This window comes from Pseudomonas sp. MS15a(2019), from assembly GCF_013277805.1.
Taxonomy (GTDB): Bacteria; Pseudomonadota; Gammaproteobacteria; order Pseudomonadales; family Pseudomonadaceae; genus Chryseomonas; species Chryseomonas benzopyrenica.
Genome location: NZ_VBTN01000001.1, coordinates 21268 through 37468, shown reverse-complemented (window position 1 = coordinate 37468; position 16201 = coordinate 21268). Strand labels below are relative to the sequence as shown.

Sequence of the window (16201 nt, the reverse complement as noted above, 5' to 3'; positions counted from 1 at the left end):
AAAAGCCGCCCGACCCGCGAGCAAGGGCACTGGGTCGCGGGTGGCGCAGAAGGTAGTAGCGAACATTGCCCACCCGGCGAACGGATGGGCGATCAGGCTCAGACCCCAGGGCGCTGGCCGGGTGCCATCGCCACTTGGACCGGAGGCCGCGGCGGGCCGCGTGCTTTGGCACGGCTTCTGGTAAAATCGCCCGCCTCATTGCCGGCTGGCGCCAGCCGGCTCGTTTCGCCATTAGCCAAAGGCCAGGATTCATGAGCAAACAACCCCAGCTGAGCTACAAGGACGCCGGTGTAGACATCGACGCCGGTGAGGCTCTGGTAGAACGCATCAAGGGCGTCGCCAAGCGCACCGCCCGCCCGGAAGTCATGGGCGGCCTGGGGGGCTTTGGTGCCCTGTGCGAGATCCCGGCAGGCTATCGCCAGCCCGTGCTGGTCTCCGGTACCGACGGCGTCGGCACCAAGCTGCGCCTGGCCATGAACCTGGCCAAGCACGACAGCATCGGCATCGACCTGGTCGCCATGTGCGTCAACGACCTGGTGGTCTGCGGCGCCGAGCCGCTGTTCTTCCTCGACTACTACGCCACCGGCAAGCTCAACGTCGACGTCGCCGCCCAGGTGGTGACCGGCATCGGCACCGGTTGCGAACAGGCTGGCTGCTCCCTGGTGGGTGGCGAGACCGCCGAGATGCCCGGCATGTACGAAGGCGAAGATTACGACCTAGCCGGCTTCTGCGTCGGCGTGGTGGAAAAGTCCGAGATCATCGACGGTTCCAAGGTGACCACCGGCGACGCCCTGATCGCCCTGCCCTCTTCCGGCCCGCACTCCAACGGCTATTCGCTGATCCGCAAGATCATCGAGGTGGCCGGCGCCGACATCGAGAACATCCAGCTCGACGGCCAGCCGCTGACCGAACTGCTGATGGCGCCCACCCGCATCTACGTCAAGCCGCTGCTCAAGCTGATCAAGGACACCGGCGCGGTCAAGGCCATGGCCCACATCACCGGCGGCGGCCTGCTGGACAATATCCCACGGGTACTGCCCGAGGGTGCCCAGGCGGTGCTCGACGTCGCCAGCTGGCAGCGTCCGGCGGTATTCGACTGGCTGCAACAGCAGGGCAACGTCGACGAGACCGAGATGCACCGTGTGCTGAACTGTGGCGTGGGCATGGTCATCTGCGTGGCCCAGGATCAGGTCGAAGGCGCCCTGCAGGTGCTGCGCGCCGAGGGCGAGCAACCCTGGGTCATCGGCCGTATCGAACAGGCCGCCGAGGGCGCCGACCAGGTCGTGCTGAACAATCTGAAACAGCACGGATGAGCCCTGCCGACTGCGCCGTGGTGGTGCTCATCTCCGGCCACGGCAGCAACCTGCAAGCTCTGATCGACGCCGCGACCCCGCCCGTGCGGATCGCGGCGGTGATCGCCAACCGCGCCGAGGCCTATGGCCTGGAGCGGGCCCGGCAGGCCGGGATCGCCACCCAGGTGATCGACCACCGCGAGCATGCCGATCGCGACAGCTTCGATGCGGCCCTGGCGGCTGCCATCGACGCCCAGGGCGCCGATCTGGTGGTGCTGGCCGGCTTCATGCGCATTCTCACGCCGACCTTCGTGCGGCGCTACCAGGGTCGTCTGCTCAATATCCATCCCTCGCTGCTGCCACTCTACAAGGGCTTGCACACTCACCAGCGTGCCCTGGATGCCGGCGATGCCTGGCACGGCTGCAGCGTGCACTTCGTCACCGAAGAACTGGATGGCGGTCCGGTCGTCCTGCAGTCGCGGGTGCCGGTACAGGCCGAAGATACGGCGGAGAGCCTCGCGACACGGGTACACGCCGCCGAGCACCTCCTTTATCCTGTGGCCGTGCGGTTGTTCGCCGAAGGTCGTCTGCGGCTGGGTACCCTGGGTGCCGAGCTCGATGGCGAGGCACTGCCGCCTACCGGGGCCACGTTGCCGTCGCTGACGGCCGCGGCCTCCCTTTCCTGATCCAAGGAGAAACTGATGCGACGTCTGTTGTTCCTATTGGCCACCCTCTGCAGTGCCTCGGCCTTCGCCTTCGACCTGCAGCCGTTCACGGCCAGCTACACCGCCGACTGGAAGCAGATGCCGGTCAGCGGCTCGGCCGAGCGCTCGCTGCAGAAGGAAGCCGATGGTCGCTGGGAGCTGAAGTTCGAAGCCTCCATGCTGGTCGCCGGCCTCAACGAGTCCAGCACCTTCCGCCGTGAGGGCGAAGCCTTCCTGCCGGACACCTACCAATACAAGCGCAGCGGGCTGGGCAAGAGCCGCGAGAGCGAACTGACCTTCGACTGGGCCGGCAAGAAGGTCACCGGCAAGGACAAGGATGATCCGGTCAATCTGACCCTGGATCGCGGTCTGCTGGACAAGTCGACCTACCAGCTCAAGCTGCAGCAGGACGTAGCGGACGGCAAGAAGAGCATGAGCTACCAGATCGTCGACGGCGACAGCATCGACACCTACGACTTCCGCGTCATCGGCCCGGAGCGCATCCGCACCCCGCTGGGTTTGTTCGATGCCATCAAGGTGGAGCGCGTGCGCGATCCCACCAAGAGCAGCCGCAAGACCGAACTGTGGTTCGCCAAGGATTGGGACTACTTGCTGGTGCGGCTCTACCAGCAGGAGAGCGACGGCAAGGAATACCAGACCAGCCTCAAGGAAGGCTCGGTCAACGGGCGCACGGTGAAAGGCGCCAACTGATCCCGGTAGTTGCAAAGACGCCCTCTTCGAAGGGCGTTTTCTTTTCAGTTGGGACCCGTCCGCTCAGGGATTCCACCAGCCCGGTCGCTGGTCGGCGAAAGAATGAAAGAGCGGCACAACGTCATCGTCGAGTCGATCCAGGCTACCCACCGCCAGGGCGAGAGTCGGACCGTCATCCACGGCGCCCAGCGTGGAACCGCAGTGCGGGCAGAAGGCTCGGCATGTCGTAGCCGAGGAGCGCCAGAGGGCCGGCTCGCCACCCGGACCGGTCCAGCGCAGCTGGGCCTTGTCCAACTCGATCCAGACCTGCGTCGGCGCTCCGGAATGCCGGCGGCACTGCTCGCAGGAACAGCTGTGGGGATCCCGTGGCGAGCCTGTCACCAGATAACGAATCTGGCCGCAGAGGCAGCCACCGGTGCGCGTGCTGTCCATCAGGAGATGCCTCCTTGGTCCTGTCCAGGCGTGCGGGATTTCTCGTAGCGGACATCCGTCCCCTCAAAGGAGACGACCCTGTGCCAGCCGTGGGACCGATAAAAGGCATTCGCCCGTACCGCCGGGCGCCCATCGGTGACCAGCCAGATCAGGGCATGACGGCGGAATAGCGCGGTCTCGGCGGCTGCCAGCAGACGGGCACCGAAACCCTGGCCTTGCCAGTCGGGTCTGACGAACAGAGCGAAGACCTCGCCATTCGCCAGATCGACCAGGCTGAAACCCACCACCTCGCCTCCCACCTCCACCACCCAGGCACAGGGCTCGGCGGCGAGCAACTCGGCGATCGATTCAGGGGTGATGCCCAATTCAGCGAGTTGCTCCCGGGTAAGGGCGTTGTCCGTGACCGCGGTACGGATGGCGAACAGCGCCTCTATGTCGGCCAGGGTGGCAAGCCTCAACTGAGCGGAGGCAGCGCAAGCGGTCACAGGGATTCTCCTGATGTCGGCATAGAGCGATGCCGATGATGACCATGAGCAGCGCGACAGATTGTCGCAGAAGTTGTAACGACTTGTTGCCGAGATACGCCTTGGTCCTGAAGCGAAACGCTCTAGTATGGGTTTTCAAGCCCTGCCGTAGCGCGGGCTCGACCAAGGAGATACAGCATGACCATTACCGTAACCGAACGTGACGAAGACCATATGTCCCGCGAAGCCCGTGGCCTGGGCATGCATCTGTGGGACGTGAAGCAGGAAGGGGAATTGGTCGGCGTCTACCAGAGCGAAGCCGATGCCCTGGAATACAAGGAGCAGATCGAACACGAAGGCGCGTCGCACGCCGAGTGAGTCGAAAGACCTTTTTACCGACTGCCTGAAAAAGGCCCGTCTCTTGGAGGCGGGCCTTTTTCGTTCCTGGGGACTTGGTTGTTGGGCTTCGCTGCGCTCAGCGCCAACCTACGGTAGCCTCACCGTAGGTTGGGTTGAGACGGCTCCATCGTCGAAGCCCAACGCCGCGGACTCGACCGCAAAGCGTTGGGCTTCGTCATGCTCCACCCCTCTACAGCCGAGCCTAGTGCAGCAGCTCGTCGGCGAAGACCTTGTCCAGGGTTATCGGCAGATCCCGCACCCGCTTGCCGGTGGCGTGGAAGATGGCGTTGGCGATGGCCGGCGCTACTCCGACGATACCGATCTCGCCGATGCCCTTGGCGCCCAGCGGATTGACGATCTCGTCGTGTTCCTCGACGAAGATCACCTCCAGCTGATGAACATCGGCCTGCACCGGGAAGTGGTACTCGGCGAGGCTGTGGTTCATCCAGCGGCCTTCGGTGGTGTCCATCATCCCCTCTTCCTGCAGGCCCATGCCGATGCCCCAGACGATGCCGCCGGCCACCTGGTTCTCGCCGGTCTTGAGGTTGAGGATACGACCCGCAGCCACAGCGGTGACTACGCGACTGACTTGGACGCTGCCGAAGTCCTCGTCCACCTTGACCTCGACGAACACCGCCGAGTGGGTACCAGTGGCGTAGTTGTCGCGCTCTTCCGCCGGCTCGGCGCTGGCCAGGGTTTCCATGGACGGCGAACCCGAAGCCTTGAGGATGGCGGTGAAGTCGACGCGCTGGGCCGGATCGGTCTTGAGGCTGATGCCGCCGTCGGCGAATACCACCTGCTCCAGTTCGGCCTTGGCCAGCGGCGAATCATCCATTTCCTTGGCCGCATCCAGCAATTGCTGACGCAGCTGGTCGCAGGCCAGTTTCACGGCGGTGCCCACCGAAGACACGGTAAAGGAACCACCTTCCAGCGGCGCCTTGGGCAGGGTGGAATCACCGAGTTTGAAGGTCACCTTGTCCAGCGGCAGACCAAGGTTCTCGGCGGCGATCTGGGTCATCACCGTATAGGTGCCGGTGCCGATATCGGCGGTCGCACTGGCTACCACCAGGCTGCCGTCGATGTTCATCACCGCCTTGGCGGTGGCGGGTTGCTGCATGGCCTCCCAGACCCCGGTCGCCATGCCCCAGCCGACCAGCTGGTTGCCGTCGCGCATGGAACGCGGCGCCATGCTGCGCTGCTCCCAGCCGAAACGCTCGGCGGCCTGGCGATAGCATTCCAGCAGCTCCTTGCTGGAATAGGGCTTGTTCTTGGCCGGATCGACATCGGTGAAGTTGCGAATACGCAGCTCCAGCGGATCGATGTCGGCGGCATAGGCCAGTTCGTCCATGGCGCTTTCCAGCGCATAGACACCCAGTACGGCGCCCGGCGCGCGCATGTCCAGCGGGGTGTAGACGTCCAACGCGGCCAGCTGGTAGGCCAGCTTGACGTTGGGGCAGGCATAGAGCGACGCCGACCAGACCAGCACCATCTCGGTGAAGTCTTCGAAGCGCGAGGTGATGCCCAGGGCGCTGTGATCGATGGCCTGCAGCTTGCCGTCGCTGTCGCAGGCCAGCTTGACCTGCTGATAGGTCTCGGGGCGATAGCCGAAGGTGAACATCTGCTGGCGGGTCAGGGTGACCCGTACCGAGCGCTTGAGCTGCAACGCGGCCATGGTCGCCAGCACCAGCTGGTACTGCGGACGCAGGCCGGAACCGAAGGCGCCGCCGACGAAGGGCGAGATGACCTTCACGTCGCCTTCGCCCAGACCGAAGATGCTGCTGACGAACTGGGCGCTGTTCTGCACGCCCTGTGTCTTGTCGTGCACCGTCAGCTTGCCGTCCTTGTGGTAGATGACCGTCGAGGCGTGCATCTCCATGGGGTTATGGAATTCCGCCGCGGAGTGGTATTCGGCTTCGATGCGGGTAGGCGCCGCAGCCCAGGCTGCCGGGGCGTTACCCCGATTCTCCGGCAACTCCATGGGCGCTTCGTGGGCCTGGTCGCGAGCCTGGGCCAAGTCGGTGGCGTGCTCCTCTTCGCTGTATTGGGCGCGAATCAGCGCGGCGGCGTGACGTGCGGCCTCGAAGGTCTCGGCCACTACCAGGGCGATGGGCTGGCCACTGTAGAGGATGCGATCGTTGTACAACGGCCGAAAGGGCTTGCCGTCAGCCGCATCCATGTCGGTATAGCTCTCGTCATAGCTGGCCATCTTGGGTCGATTGAGGTGGCTGAGCACCTCGATCACGCCCGGCTGGGCCAGGGCTTCGCTAACGTCCAGGCCGAGCAGGCGACCCTTGGTGATGGTGGCGTTGACCACGAAACCAAAGGCCAGATCCGGCACGCTGAATTCGCCGGCATACAGCGCCTGGCCGGTGACCTTGAGCGGACCGTCGACGCGGGGAACGGCTTTTTGCAGATGGACGACGGTCATTGCAGGGTACCTCCGGCGGCTTCGGTAAGGGCACGGATGATGGCGCGCCGGGCCAGTTCGATCTTGAAGCTGTTATGGGCGAAGCCCTGGGCGCCTTGCAGCAGGCGATCGGCCAGTTGACCGAAGGCCGCCTTGTCCGCGACCTGGCCAACCAGCGCCTGCTCGGCCTCCGGCAGCCGCCAGGGCTTGTGGGCCACGCCACCCAGGGCGACGCGGACCTGCTTGATGCGCTCGCCGTCCAGTTCCAGGGCTGCCGCCACCGAGACCAGGGCGAAGGCATAGGAGGCGCGGTCGCGGATCTTCAGGTAGGCGCTGTGGGCCGCCAGGCTTTCCGCCGGCAAGGTCACGGCGGTGATGAGTTCGTCGGCCTCAAGGTTAGTGTCGCGCTCCGGGGTGTCGCCGGGCAGGCGGTGGAAATCGGCGAAGTCGATGACGCGATCACCCTGGGGCCCGCTTACCTCGACCTTGGCCTGTAGGGCGGCCAGGGCCACGCACATGTCCGAAGGGTGGGTGGCGATGCACTGCTCGCTGTGGCCGAGGATGGCGTGGATGCGATTCTGCCCTTCACGAGCGCCGCAGCCGGAGCCGGGTTCGCGCTTGTTGCAGGGGGTGCCCACGTCATAGAAGTAATAGCAGCGGGTGCGCTGCAAGAGGTTGCCGCCGGTGGAGGCCATGTTGCGCAATTGCGGGGAAGCGCCGGCGAGGATGGCCTTGGCCAGCAGCGGATAGCGACGCTGCACCTCAGGGTGGTAGGCCACCTCGGCATTCTTGACCAGGGCGCCGATGCGCAGACCGCCTTCGGCGATGGTCTCGACCTCGCGCAAGGGCAGACCGTTGACGTCGATCAGCTGCTCGGGGCGTTCGACGTTTTCCTTCATCAGGTCCAACAGGTTGGTACCGCCGGCGATGAAATGGGTCTGGGGGCCGTGCTGGCGGATGGCATCGGGCACGGCATTGGGCTTGGCGTAACCGAAGCGGTTCATTCGCGGCCCTCCCCTTGCTGGCAATCCGGACGCGCCCGTTCGATGGCAGCGCGGATGTTGCGGTAGGCACCGCAGCGGCAGAGGTTGCCACTCATCTGCTCGGCCACCTCGGCCTCGCTGTGGGCGTGGCCCTCCTTGAGCATGCCGATCGCTGAACAGATCTGGCCGGGGGTGCAGTAGCCGCACTGGAAGGCATCTTCGGCAACGAAGGCGGCCTGCATGGGATGCAGCTGGTCACCCTGGGCCAGGCCTTCGATGGTGGTGACCTCGGCACCATCCTGCATGACCGCCAGGGCCAGGCAGCTGTTGATGCGAGTGCCATTGACCAGCACCGTGCAGGCGCCGCACTGACCATGATCACAGCCCTTCTTGGTGCCGGTCAGGTCAAGGTGGTCGCGCAGGAGATCGAGCAGGGTGGTCCAGGGTTCGACGGCCAGCTGCAGCTGCTTGCCGTTGAGGGTCAGGGCGATGGTATGGGACTCGGGTTCGGCCAGGGGCTGAAGCTGGCGCACGGGGGTGGCGTTCATGGCGGACCTCACGGTTAAAGCCGCGGGGTGCAGATGCCCCCGTGGTCGGAATAGGTGGTGGCAGCGAAAGGCCACCTCAGGTAAGGGACTGTTGCCGACCGGAAGCGGTTCAGCACCCCTGCCCAGCGGTATTCAACGTGACGTTGAGGGCTGTTCAGCGAAGCGTTGGGAAGGCCGTTCCAGAGGTTTTCGCCGCGGTCAGGACACATCTGGTATGGCGCTTCGTTGCGCCAACGGCCCAGTGGCCTGAACCCCGTCCCCAAAGGGGCAGTCATCAGAACTCCCGTGATGCGCCTCCAACGATGAGAATCCAACCATGGCTTCCGACTCCGATGCACCCTGGCGCCTGTCCCGGCGCCAGTTCCTCGGCACTTCCGCGGTGCTGGTGGCGACCAGCGCCATTCCCGGCTACACCTTTGCCCAGGCCAGCGGTGGCGCGCCCCTGACGCCCCAGGCCATCGCCGCCCGTCTGCCGCAACTGCTGCCGCTGACCCTGCAGATCAATGGCGAGGCGCGCCGGCTCAAGGTCGACAGCCGCACCACCCTGCTCGATGCCCTGCGCGAAAACCTGCACCTCACCGGCACCAAGAAGGGCTGCGACCATGGCCAGTGTGGCGCCTGCACCGTGCTGGTGAATGGCCAGCGCATCAACAGCTGCCTGAGCCTGGCGGCCATGCACGAAGGCGACGCCATCACCACCATCGAGGGCCTGGGCAACGCCGAGCGCCTGCATCCCATGCAGGCCGCCTTCCTGGCCAAGGACGGTTTCCAGTGCGGCTATTGCACGCCCGGGCAGATCTGCTCGGCGGTGGCCCTGCTCGACGAGGTCAAGGCCGGCATGCCCAGCCACGTCTCGGCACGCCTCGATGGCCCCATGCGGCTGAGCGAGGAAGAGATCCGCGAGCGAATGAGCGGCAATCTCTGTCGCTGCAGTGCCTATCCCAATATCGTCGCGGCCATCCAGATGGCGGGGGGACAGGCATGAGAGTCTTCGACTATCGGCGTGTCCAGAACGAGGCCGACGCCAGCCGCCAGGGCGTCCAGGCGGGCAGTCGCTTCATCGCCGGGGGTACCAATCTGCTGGATCTGATGAAGCTGGAGATCGAGACCCCCAGTCAGGTGCTGGACATCAATCGCCTGCAGCTGGATCAGATCCGCGCCACCGAGGACGGCGGCTTGCGCATCGGTACCCTGGTGCGCAACTCCACCCTGGCTGCAGATCCTCGGGTGCGCGAGCGCTATCCAGTGCTGTCGCGCGCCTTGCTGGCTGGCGCCTCGGCGCAGTTGCGCAACAAGGCCACCACCGGGGGCAATCTCTTGCAGCGCACCCGCTGCTCCTACTTCTACAACACCGCCATGCCCTGCAACAAACGCCAGCCCGGCAGTGGCTGTGCGGCCCTGGGCGGCTTCAATCGGATGAACGCGGTGCTTGGCGCCAGCGACCAGTGCATCGCCGTGCACCCCTCCGACATGGCGGTGGCCATGCGGGTGCTGGACGCCACGGTGGAAACCCGCGAAGCCACTGGCCGCACCCGGCGCATTCCTATCGCCGACTTTCATCGCCTGCCCGGGGACACCCCGCAGATCGAGACGGTGCTGCAACCCGGCGAACTCATCACCGCAGTGACCCTGCCCCCGCCACCGCCCGGCATCCAGGTCTATCGCAAGGTGCGCGATCGCGCTTCCTATGCCTTCGCCCTCGTGTCCATGGCGGCCATCGTCGAGTTCGACGGCACGCGCATCCGCAGCGGTCGCGCCGCCTTCGGCGGTCTGGCGCACAAACCCTGGCGCGTGGCGGCGGCCGATCAGGCCTTTGCCGGCCAGGCGGCGGACGGTGATCTCGCCGCCGTGGGCGATGCCCTGCTCGCCGGCGCCCGTGGCTATGGCCACAACGACTTCAAGCTCGAGCTGACCCGCCGCATCCTGCGCGCCGGGGTGGCCGACGCCCGCCAACAGGCCTGAGGACAGCAGCATGGAAATGAATGAACCCGCTGGCCGCAACCTGATCGACGAGAATCGCGGCGGCCTGATCGGCAAGCCCATCGATCGCGTTGACGGCCTGCTCAAGGTCACCGGCCAGGCGCCCTACAGCTTCGAATTCCGCAACGATCGCGTGGCCTATGGCTTCATCGTCGGCGCCACCATCGCCAAGGGCCGCATCGCTCGACTGGACACCTCCGCCGCCGAAAGCGCGCCGGGCGTACTCAGCGTGCTGACCTACCGCAACGCCCCGCGCCAGGCCGCCCGGGAGCCGGACAACAGCGGCCGCTTCACCCGGCCCAAGCCCTACCTGGACAGCGACCAGGTGCGCTATTTCGGCGAACCCGTGGCCTTCGTGGTGGCCGAGACCTTCGAGGAGGCACGCCTGGCGGCGGCCCTGGTGGAGATCGACTACGCCGCCGAACCGGGCGCCTTCGATCTGGCCGCCAACCTCGGCCAGGCGGTGAAGCCACCGGATGGCGACCAGCCCACCGACACCGCCTCGGGCGATGTCGACGCCGCCTTCGCCCGGGCACCGGTCAAGCTCGACGAGCGCTATACCACGCCCTACCACATCCATGCGCAGATGGAGCCCCACGCCAGCCTCGCCCAGTGGGACGGCGACCGGGTGACGATCTATTGCTCCACCCAGTTCGTCGAGCAGGCGCAGAGTTGCGTGGCCAATACCTTGCAACTGCCCAAGGAGAACGTCCGCATCGTGGCGCGCTACATCGGCGGTGGTTTCGGCGGCAAGCTGCCGATCTATGCCGATGCCCTGATCGGCGCCATGGCCGCCCGGGCGATCGGTCGGCCGGTCAAGGTCACCCTCACCCGCCAGCAGATGTTCCAGATCACCGACCACCGCTCGGCCACGGTGCAGCGCATCCGCCTGGGTGCCGACCGTGATGGCCGTCTCCTCGCCATGGCCCACGAGGGCTGGTCCCATTCGGCGCGTGGCCTGACCTACTACGAACCCACCGGTCTGTCCTCGCGTACCCTCTATGCCGGCGATGACCGCCTGGTGGCGCACCGCATGGTCGAGCTGGACCTGCCCGAATCCGGCTCCTGCCGCGCGCCCGGCGAAGCCGTGGGGATGCTCGCCAGCGAAAACGCCATGGACGAGCTGGCGGTCATGCTCGCGCTCGATCCCATCGAGCTGCGCATCCGCAACGAGCCCAGCCAGGACCCGGAAAAGCACATCCCCTTCTCCTCCCGCAAGCTGGTGGAGTGCATGCAGGACGGCGCCCGCCGCTTCGGCTGGAACCAGCGCAATGCCACGCCCGGCCAGGTGCGCGACGGCGACTGGCTGATCGGCATGGGCATGGCCGCGGCCAGTCGCGCCAACATGCTCAGGCCATCCCAGGCCGGGGTCCGCCTGGAGGCCGATGGCACGGCCACGGTCAAGACCTCGATGACCGATATCGGCACCGGGACCTATACCATCCTGGCGCAGATCGCCGGCGAGTCGCTCGGCTTGCCGGTGGAACGGGTCAAGGTGCTGCTGGGCGACAGCGACGATCCGGCCGGTGCCGGCTCCGGCGGTTCCTTTGGCGCCGCCAGTTCCGGCTCCTCGGTCTATGTCGCCTGCGAGAACCTGCGCGTTAAGGCGGCGCAAGCGGCGGGCCTCGATCCGGCCAGCGCCCGTTTCGTCGGCGGCCGGCTGATCGCCGACAACGGCAGTCGCGACCTCGCCGAACTGGCGCGCGAGCATGATCTCCAGGCCATTGGCGAGATCAAGCCGGGGCAGACGCTCAAGGACTATTCCCAGCAGGGCTACGGCGCCTTCTTCGCCGAGGTGGGGGTGCACGCCCTCACCGGCGAGATCCGCCTGCGGCGCATGCTCGGGGTGTTCGCCGCGGGGCGCATCCTCAACGAGAAGACCGCCCATTCGCAGATGCTCGGCGGGATGATCTGGGGGGTGGGCAGCGCCTTGCACGAAGACGGGGTGATCGATACCCGTCACGGTCACTTCGTCAACCATGACCTGGCCGACTACCACTACCCCTGTCACCTGGACATCCCCGCCATCGAAGCTCATTTCCTGCCGGAAGTGGACGACAAGGCTAACCCGCTGAAGATCAAGGGCGTCGGCGAACTGGGCATCTGTGGCGCAGGAGCCGCCCTCACCAACGCCGTCTACAACGCCTGCGGGGTGCGCATCCGCGACTATCCGCTCACGGTGGACAAGGTGCTGGCCGGGCTCAAGACGGCTTAGCCGTAGGCGGCGCGGTTCAGCGCGCCGCCTTGCTTCCCGCCCGGGTCGCCAGCAGCACCCCGCCGATGGCGATGACCATGGCCACCCAGGCCAGCGGTGGCAGCGTCTCGCCGAGCAGCAACCAGGCGCTCAGGGCGGCGCCTGGCGGCACGCAGAAGAACAGTGCACTGACCCGTGCCGCCTCGCCAGCGCGGATCATCCACACCAGCAAGCTGATGGCCAGCAGCGAATTGGCCAGCACCAGATAGGCCAGGGCGCCAATGAAGGCCGGCGCCCAGTGCACCGGCGTGTGCTCGAACAGCAGCGCCAGGGGCGCGCAACACAGCAGACCGACGCTGTACTGCACCAGGTTGTTGGTGACCGGATGCTGGGCCACGCCCAGGCGCTTTTCGTAGAGTACGGCGCTGGTCATGCCCAGCAGCGCGCCCACCGCCAGGAAGATGCCCGCCACGGACTCCACGGCGACGCTCGCCCGCGCCAGGATCACCCCGATGGCGCCGAGCAGTCCCAGGGCCAGCCCCAGCCACTGCAGTGGCGCCACCCGCTCGCCCACCAGCAGCGGTGCGCCCAGGGCCACCAGGATGGGTTGCAACGAGGCGACCATGGCCACCACGTTGGCCGAGGCGCCCATCACCAGAGCGCCATAGCTCATGCCGAAATAGACGCCCTGGATCAGAAAGCCCACCACGGCCAGATTCGCCCACTCCCGCCGCGTACGCGGCAGTGGCGGGCGCAGGATGAGGAAGGCGACCAGCAGCACGCTGAAGGCCAGGGCATAGCGCATCGCCAGCAGGGTGAAGGGTGGTGCATAGGCCAGGCCCACCTTGGACACGGCGAATCCGGCGGACCACAGGGCCAGGAACACCAGGGGAATGAGGCGCAGCAACCAGGGATGCAGCGAGGTGGACGACATCGGATTCTCAAGGCCAGGCGAGTCAGCGGGACGCAGCTCGCGAGCGGGAAGGATAGCTGACGATCAGCAGACCGCTGAGCACCAGGGCGGCACCTGCAAGAAAACCAGGGCCTGGGGTCTCGTCCAGCAGCCAGACGCCCATCAGCACCCCGAACAGCGGCGTCAGCAGGGTCAGCACCCCCAGGGGCGCGGCGCGATAGCGACTGAGCAGCACGAACCACCCCAGCAGACTGATGCCGGCGACGATGAACACCTGGAACGCCAGACTCGACCAGGCCAGGGAGTCGAGTGCTGCCAGATCCAGGTGTTTGCCGAGCGGGAGGGCCAGCGCCAGGAGCACCACCCCAGTCACCCCGAGTTGATAGAACAGGGTGCGCAGCGGCGGCGCCTCGGCCAGGGCGCTGCGGCGGATCAGCACCGTGGTGGCGCCCCAGGCGGCGCCGCCGATCAGGCCGATCAGATCGCCCTGCCAGCTGGTGCCGCCGCTCGGCTTGCCAATCAGGAAGGCACAGACCACGCCACTGGCCGCCAGCACCATGCCCAGCCACTGACGCCCCGACAGCCGTTCCCCAGGCACCAGCCAGTGCAGGCCACAGGCGGCGAACAGTGGCGCCGTGTAGATGAACACCACCATGTGCGCGGCGCTGGTGTATTTCAGGCCCACCGCCATGCAGAGGAACTCCAGGGCGAACAGCGAACCGGCGAGCAGTCCGGGAATCAGCGTCTGGTCGCGCCCCAGGCAGCGGATGCCGCGCCAGCGTGCCAGACCGTAGAGCAACCCGGCTGCCAGCAGCGAACGCCAGCCGATCTGCAGCAGCGGGTCGACCTGTTCGGCGATGGCCTTGATCGCCGTCTGCTGCAGGCCCCAGACCAGGCAGAGCGCCAGCATGACCAGCACGGCCGTGGCATCCAGCTCCTTGCGCATGAGCGTCGCTCCACGAATAAGTGAGCCTAAATGGTGACGGTGGCTGAACAGGTCAGACAAACGATGTTTAATGGGTGTCAGGCTCAGGAAAACTAAGGCTCAGCGTGACCACTCCCCTTCCCCTCAACGCCCTGCGCGCCTTTGCCGCCGCCGCGCGGCACCAACAGTTCGCCAGGGCCGCGGACGAGCTGCACGTCACCGCCGGCGCCATCAGTCGGCAAATCCGCCTGCTCGAAGCCGAGCTGGGGCAACCGCTGTTCGAGCGTCTGCCCCAGGGGGTGCGGCTTACTGCCCAGGGTCGCGCCCTCGCGGCCGAGATCGCGCCGCATCTCGACGGCCTGGCCCGCGCCGTGGCCCGGGCACGGGTCAAGAGCAGTGTCCTGACCGTCAGCGCGCCGCCCACCTTCGGTCAGGAGTGGCTATTGCCGCGCTTGGAAGACTTCCAGCGACAGCATCCGGACATCGAGGTCTTTCTCGACGCCTCGTCCGCCATCGTGCCCCTGGGCACCGAGGGCGGTGCCCAGGCGGCGATCCGCTATGGCCGGGGCGATTGGCAGGACGGCGAGACCCGCCTGCTGCTGCGCGAATGGATCTTTCCGGTGTGCAGCCCGGCGCTGATCCCGGCGCCGCTGGCAGAACCCGCCGCCTTGCTGGACTATCCGCTGCTGCATGCCGAATGGCCCGGCGGCTGGCGCTCGGGGCGTCCCAGCAGCCGCTTCAACGCCTGGCAGGATTGGTTCGCTAGCCAGCAGGTGCCCCTAGGCGACAGCCTGCGCGGCCCACGCTATTCACTGAGCGGCATGGCCCTGCAACAGGCGGCGGCCGGCAAGGGCGTGGCCCTCGGCGGCTGCGTGCTGGCCCAACGGATGCTCGCCAGTGGCGCCCTGGTCCGCCCCCTGCCGGATCGGTTCAACCAGCTCTCGACCCAGGCCTACTTCCTGGTGCTGCCCAAGGGGCCGGTGGACGCCCCGGTGCAGCGCTGGATCGACTGGCTGCTGGTGCAGATCCGCCACTTCCGCGACACCCAGGGCGAGACCCAGGAGACCGGCGGCGCTTGGTGAGCGCCCTCCCCTTGCGGCAGTCTGAAGGGACTGCCGTCCAGATAGCTGCCTCCATGTCCGCCTTTCGCCTGTCCTCGCTGCTGCTCGTCCTGACCATTCCAACCCTGGCGCTCGCCGCCGAACAGCCGCCTGCCGACTGCGACCGCCAGGGCAGCGAGGCCCAGTTGGCGGCCTGCGCCGCCGGGGATCTGGCCGCGGCCGAAGCCCGGCTGGCGGACGTCTACAGCCGACGGCTGGCTGCCACCGCCCCCACGCAACGACCCGCCTTCGAGCGACTGCAACAGCTCTGGCAAGACGATCGAGCGCCCCGCTGCGCCACCGCCACCCGCGGTTTCCAGGGCGCCATGCAGCAGCTGCAGTACCTGAGCTGTCTGAAGTCGGTGACCCTGCTGCGCCTGGACGATCTGCAACGGCAACTACCGCGGCGCGACTGACGTTTCGTCGCCGCCGCTGCTGTCCGGCGCCGGAACTCACTATCATGGCGCCCCGCTGTTGGAGTTCGAGATGTACGAGCGTTACCTGCCCCTGCTGGTCCCGGCCGGACTGCTGCTTCTGGGGGCGCTGTGGTGGTGGCAGCGCCGGCGCCAGGCCGCCTTTCCCTACCGCCAGGTCGAAGCCCTTTTCACTCCCGCCGAACAGGCCTTTCTCACGGTGCTCGACGAAGCCGTGGGCGACGACTACCGGGTGTTCGGCAAGGTGCGCATCGCCGATGTGGTCCAGACCCTGCCGCTGCGCGACCGCCGCCGCTATCTGATCGCGCAGAACCGTATCAACTGCAAGCACTTCGACTTCGCCATCTGCCGCCGCGACGACCTCGCCGTACACGCGGTGGTCGAACTCAACGACAGGTCGCACCTGCAGCGTCATCGGCAGCAACGCGACCGCTTCGTCCGCGCGGTGTGCGAGGCCGCCCAGTTGCGTCTGGTGGAGATCCCGGCGGCGGCGCGCTATTCCGCCAGTGCCGTACACGACGCCGTGTTCGGCGGGCGCCGGCCGCGTAACCGAAAGGTAGCGCCCAACCAGGCGCTGGCGCCGGAGTGCCCCGAGTGCCAGGCGCCCATGGTCCGCCGCCGTGCGCGCAGCGGTCGCCACCAGGGGCGGGAATTCTGGGCCTGCTCGAACTACCCGGACTGCCGCGCCCTGCTCGACATCGACGACTGACCAAGG

General features: G+C 66.8%; 17 protein-coding genes. 10 read left to right on the top strand and 7 right to left on the bottom strand.

Features of this window, described 5'->3' with window-relative positions:
- Positions 1-251 precede the first annotated feature (251 nt).
- Genes purM through FEZ61_RS00165 form a run of 3 tightly spaced genes read left to right on the top strand, consistent with a single transcriptional unit; the run spans position 252 to position 2707 of the window.
- Positions 252-1313, top strand: coding sequence for a phosphoribosylformylglycinamidine cyclo-ligase (gene purM, locus FEZ61_RS00175; protein ID WP_017638947.1), 1062 nt, complete (start codon positions 252-254; stop codon positions 1311-1313).
- Complete coding sequence (gene purN, locus FEZ61_RS00170; protein ID WP_173146684.1) at positions 1310-1978, top strand: phosphoribosylglycinamide formyltransferase; 669 nt, start codon at positions 1310-1312, stop codon at positions 1976-1978. The genes purM and purN overlap by 4 nt, the downstream gene beginning before the upstream one ends.
- A gap of 15 nt (positions 1979-1993) precedes the next feature.
- The gene (locus FEZ61_RS00165; RefSeq protein ID WP_068385216.1) at positions 1994-2707 is read left to right on the top strand and encodes a DUF3108 domain-containing protein; all 714 of its coding nucleotides are present in this window, start codon (positions 1994-1996) and stop codon (positions 2705-2707) included.
- A gap of 63 nt (positions 2708-2770) precedes the next feature.
- On the opposite strand, the gene FEZ61_RS00160 is transcribed toward FEZ61_RS00165, so the two are convergent.
- Together FEZ61_RS00160 and FEZ61_RS00155 are read right to left on the bottom strand one after the other, a co-directional pair.
- Positions 2771-3139: a GFA family protein gene (locus FEZ61_RS00160; RefSeq protein ID WP_064306687.1), complete on the bottom strand. Its 369-nt coding sequence runs from the start codon at positions 3137-3139 to the stop codon at positions 2771-2773.
- Entirely contained in the window at positions 3139-3624 is a 486-nt protein-coding gene (locus FEZ61_RS00155) for a GNAT family N-acetyltransferase (protein ID WP_337192793.1), read from the bottom strand. Before FEZ61_RS00155 ends, FEZ61_RS00160 begins: the two co-directional genes overlap by 1 nt.
- Before the next feature lie 177 nt (positions 3625-3801).
- Here FEZ61_RS00155 and FEZ61_RS00150 point away from each other — a divergent pair, with 177 nt between their 5' ends.
- Complete coding sequence (locus FEZ61_RS00150; protein ID WP_133859723.1) at positions 3802-3981, top strand: hypothetical protein; 180 nt, start codon at positions 3802-3804, stop codon at positions 3979-3981.
- Between the two features lie 223 nt (positions 3982-4204).
- Here FEZ61_RS00150 and FEZ61_RS00145 read toward each other — a convergent pair whose 3' ends face one another.
- From FEZ61_RS00145 to FEZ61_RS00135, 3 genes are read right to left on the bottom strand one after another with little or no spacing between them, the layout of a single operon-like run.
- Positions 4205-6430 carry a xanthine dehydrogenase family protein molybdopterin-binding subunit gene (locus tag FEZ61_RS00145; RefSeq protein WP_017638953.1) on the bottom strand — a complete coding sequence of 742 codons (2226 nt, stop codon included), beginning with the start codon at positions 6428-6430 and terminating at the stop codon, positions 4205-4207.
- Complete coding sequence (locus tag FEZ61_RS00140; RefSeq protein ID WP_064306689.1) at positions 6427-7413, bottom strand: xanthine dehydrogenase family protein subunit M; 987 nt, start codon at positions 7411-7413, stop codon at positions 6427-6429. The genes FEZ61_RS00145 and FEZ61_RS00140 overlap by 4 nt, the downstream gene beginning before the upstream one ends.
- Positions 7410-7940 carry a (2Fe-2S)-binding protein gene (locus tag FEZ61_RS00135; RefSeq protein WP_173146682.1) on the bottom strand — a complete coding sequence of 177 codons (531 nt, stop codon included), beginning with the start codon at positions 7938-7940 and terminating at the stop codon, positions 7410-7412. Before FEZ61_RS00135 ends, FEZ61_RS00140 begins: the two co-directional genes overlap by 4 nt.
- 316 nt (positions 7941-8256) lie before the next feature.
- On the opposite strand from FEZ61_RS00135, the gene paoA reads away from it, so the two are divergent.
- The 3 genes from paoA to FEZ61_RS00120 are packed head-to-tail and all read left to right on the top strand — an operon-like array spanning position 8257 to position 12135.
- Positions 8257-8925, top strand: coding sequence for an aldehyde dehydrogenase iron-sulfur subunit PaoA (paoA, locus tag FEZ61_RS00130; protein WP_017638956.1), 669 nt, complete (start codon positions 8257-8259; stop codon positions 8923-8925).
- Complete coding sequence (locus FEZ61_RS00125; RefSeq protein ID WP_160922821.1) at positions 8922-9902, top strand: xanthine dehydrogenase family protein subunit M; 981 nt, start codon at positions 8922-8924, stop codon at positions 9900-9902. The genes paoA and FEZ61_RS00125 overlap by 4 nt, the downstream gene beginning before the upstream one ends.
- A 10-nt stretch (positions 9903-9912) precedes the next feature.
- Positions 9913-12135: a xanthine dehydrogenase family protein molybdopterin-binding subunit gene (locus FEZ61_RS00120; protein WP_173146680.1), complete on the top strand. Its 2223-nt coding sequence runs from the start codon at positions 9913-9915 to the stop codon at positions 12133-12135.
- Between the two features lie 16 nt (positions 12136-12151).
- Here FEZ61_RS00120 and FEZ61_RS00115 read toward each other — a convergent pair whose 3' ends face one another.
- The gene (locus FEZ61_RS00115; RefSeq protein ID WP_068385188.1) at positions 12152-13048 is read right to left on the bottom strand and encodes a DMT family transporter; all 897 of its coding nucleotides are present in this window, start codon (positions 13046-13048) and stop codon (positions 12152-12154) included.
- A gap of 22 nt (positions 13049-13070) precedes the next feature.
- Complete coding sequence (locus FEZ61_RS00110) at positions 13071-13973, bottom strand: DMT family transporter (protein ID WP_064306693.1); 903 nt, start codon at positions 13971-13973, stop codon at positions 13071-13073.
- 104 nt (positions 13974-14077) lie between these two features.
- Between FEZ61_RS00110 and FEZ61_RS00105 the strand changes: the two genes are divergently transcribed.
- The 3 genes from FEZ61_RS00105 (at position 14078) to FEZ61_RS24560 (ending at position 16195) form a co-directional block, all read left to right on the top strand.
- Complete coding sequence (locus FEZ61_RS00105; RefSeq protein WP_017638961.1) at positions 14078-15034, top strand: LysR substrate-binding domain-containing protein; 957 nt, start codon at positions 14078-14080, stop codon at positions 15032-15034.
- Positions 15035-15087: 53 nt separating this feature from the next.
- The gene (locus tag FEZ61_RS00100) at positions 15088-15468 is read left to right on the top strand and encodes a lysozyme inhibitor LprI family protein (protein ID WP_173146678.1); all 381 of its coding nucleotides are present in this window, start codon (positions 15088-15090) and stop codon (positions 15466-15468) included.
- 70 nt (positions 15469-15538) lie between these two features.
- On the top strand, positions 15539-16195 hold the full coding sequence (locus FEZ61_RS24560) for a DUF2726 domain-containing protein (protein WP_173146676.1): 657 nt from the start codon (positions 15539-15541) through the stop codon (positions 16193-16195).
- Positions 16196-16201: the final 6 nt, after the last annotated feature.

Coding starts and splice junctions, on each gene's coding strand:
- FEZ61_RS00135 (WP_173146682.1), bottom strand. CDS start 7,940: ATGAACGCCACCCCCGTGCGCCAGCTTCAGCCCCTGGCCGAACCCGAG.
- FEZ61_RS00140 (WP_064306689.1), bottom strand. CDS start 7,413: ATGAACCGCTTCGGTTACGCCAAGCCCAATGCCGTGCCCGATGCCATC.
- FEZ61_RS00160 (WP_064306687.1), bottom strand. CDS start 3,139: ATGGACAGCACGCGCACCGGTGGCTGCCTCTGCGGCCAGATTCGTTAT.
- FEZ61_RS00165 (WP_068385216.1), top strand. CDS start 1,994: ATGCGACGTCTGTTGTTCCTATTGGCCACCCTCTGCAGTGCCTCGGCC.
- paoA (WP_017638956.1), top strand. CDS start 8,257: ATGGCTTCCGACTCCGATGCACCCTGGCGCCTGTCCCGGCGCCAGTTC.
- purN (WP_173146684.1), top strand. CDS start 1,310: ATGAGCCCTGCCGACTGCGCCGTGGTGGTGCTCATCTCCGGCCACGGC.
- purM (WP_017638947.1), top strand. CDS start 252: ATGAGCAAACAACCCCAGCTGAGCTACAAGGACGCCGGTGTAGACATC.
- FEZ61_RS00110 (WP_064306693.1), bottom strand. CDS start 13,973: ATGCGCAAGGAGCTGGATGCCACGGCCGTGCTGGTCATGCTGGCGCTC.
- FEZ61_RS00115 (WP_068385188.1), bottom strand. CDS start 13,048: ATGTCGTCCACCTCGCTGCATCCCTGGTTGCTGCGCCTCATTCCCCTG.
- FEZ61_RS24560 (WP_173146676.1), top strand. CDS start 15,539: ATGTACGAGCGTTACCTGCCCCTGCTGGTCCCGGCCGGACTGCTGCTT.
- FEZ61_RS00100 (WP_173146678.1), top strand. CDS start 15,088: ATGTCCGCCTTTCGCCTGTCCTCGCTGCTGCTCGTCCTGACCATTCCA.
- FEZ61_RS00120 (WP_173146680.1), top strand. CDS start 9,913: ATGGAAATGAATGAACCCGCTGGCCGCAACCTGATCGACGAGAATCGC.
- FEZ61_RS00150 (WP_133859723.1), top strand. CDS start 3,802: ATGACCATTACCGTAACCGAACGTGACGAAGACCATATGTCCCGCGAA.
- FEZ61_RS00125 (WP_160922821.1), top strand. CDS start 8,922: ATGAGAGTCTTCGACTATCGGCGTGTCCAGAACGAGGCCGACGCCAGC.
- FEZ61_RS00145 (WP_017638953.1), bottom strand. CDS start 6,430: ATGACCGTCGTCCATCTGCAAAAAGCCGTTCCCCGCGTCGACGGTCCG.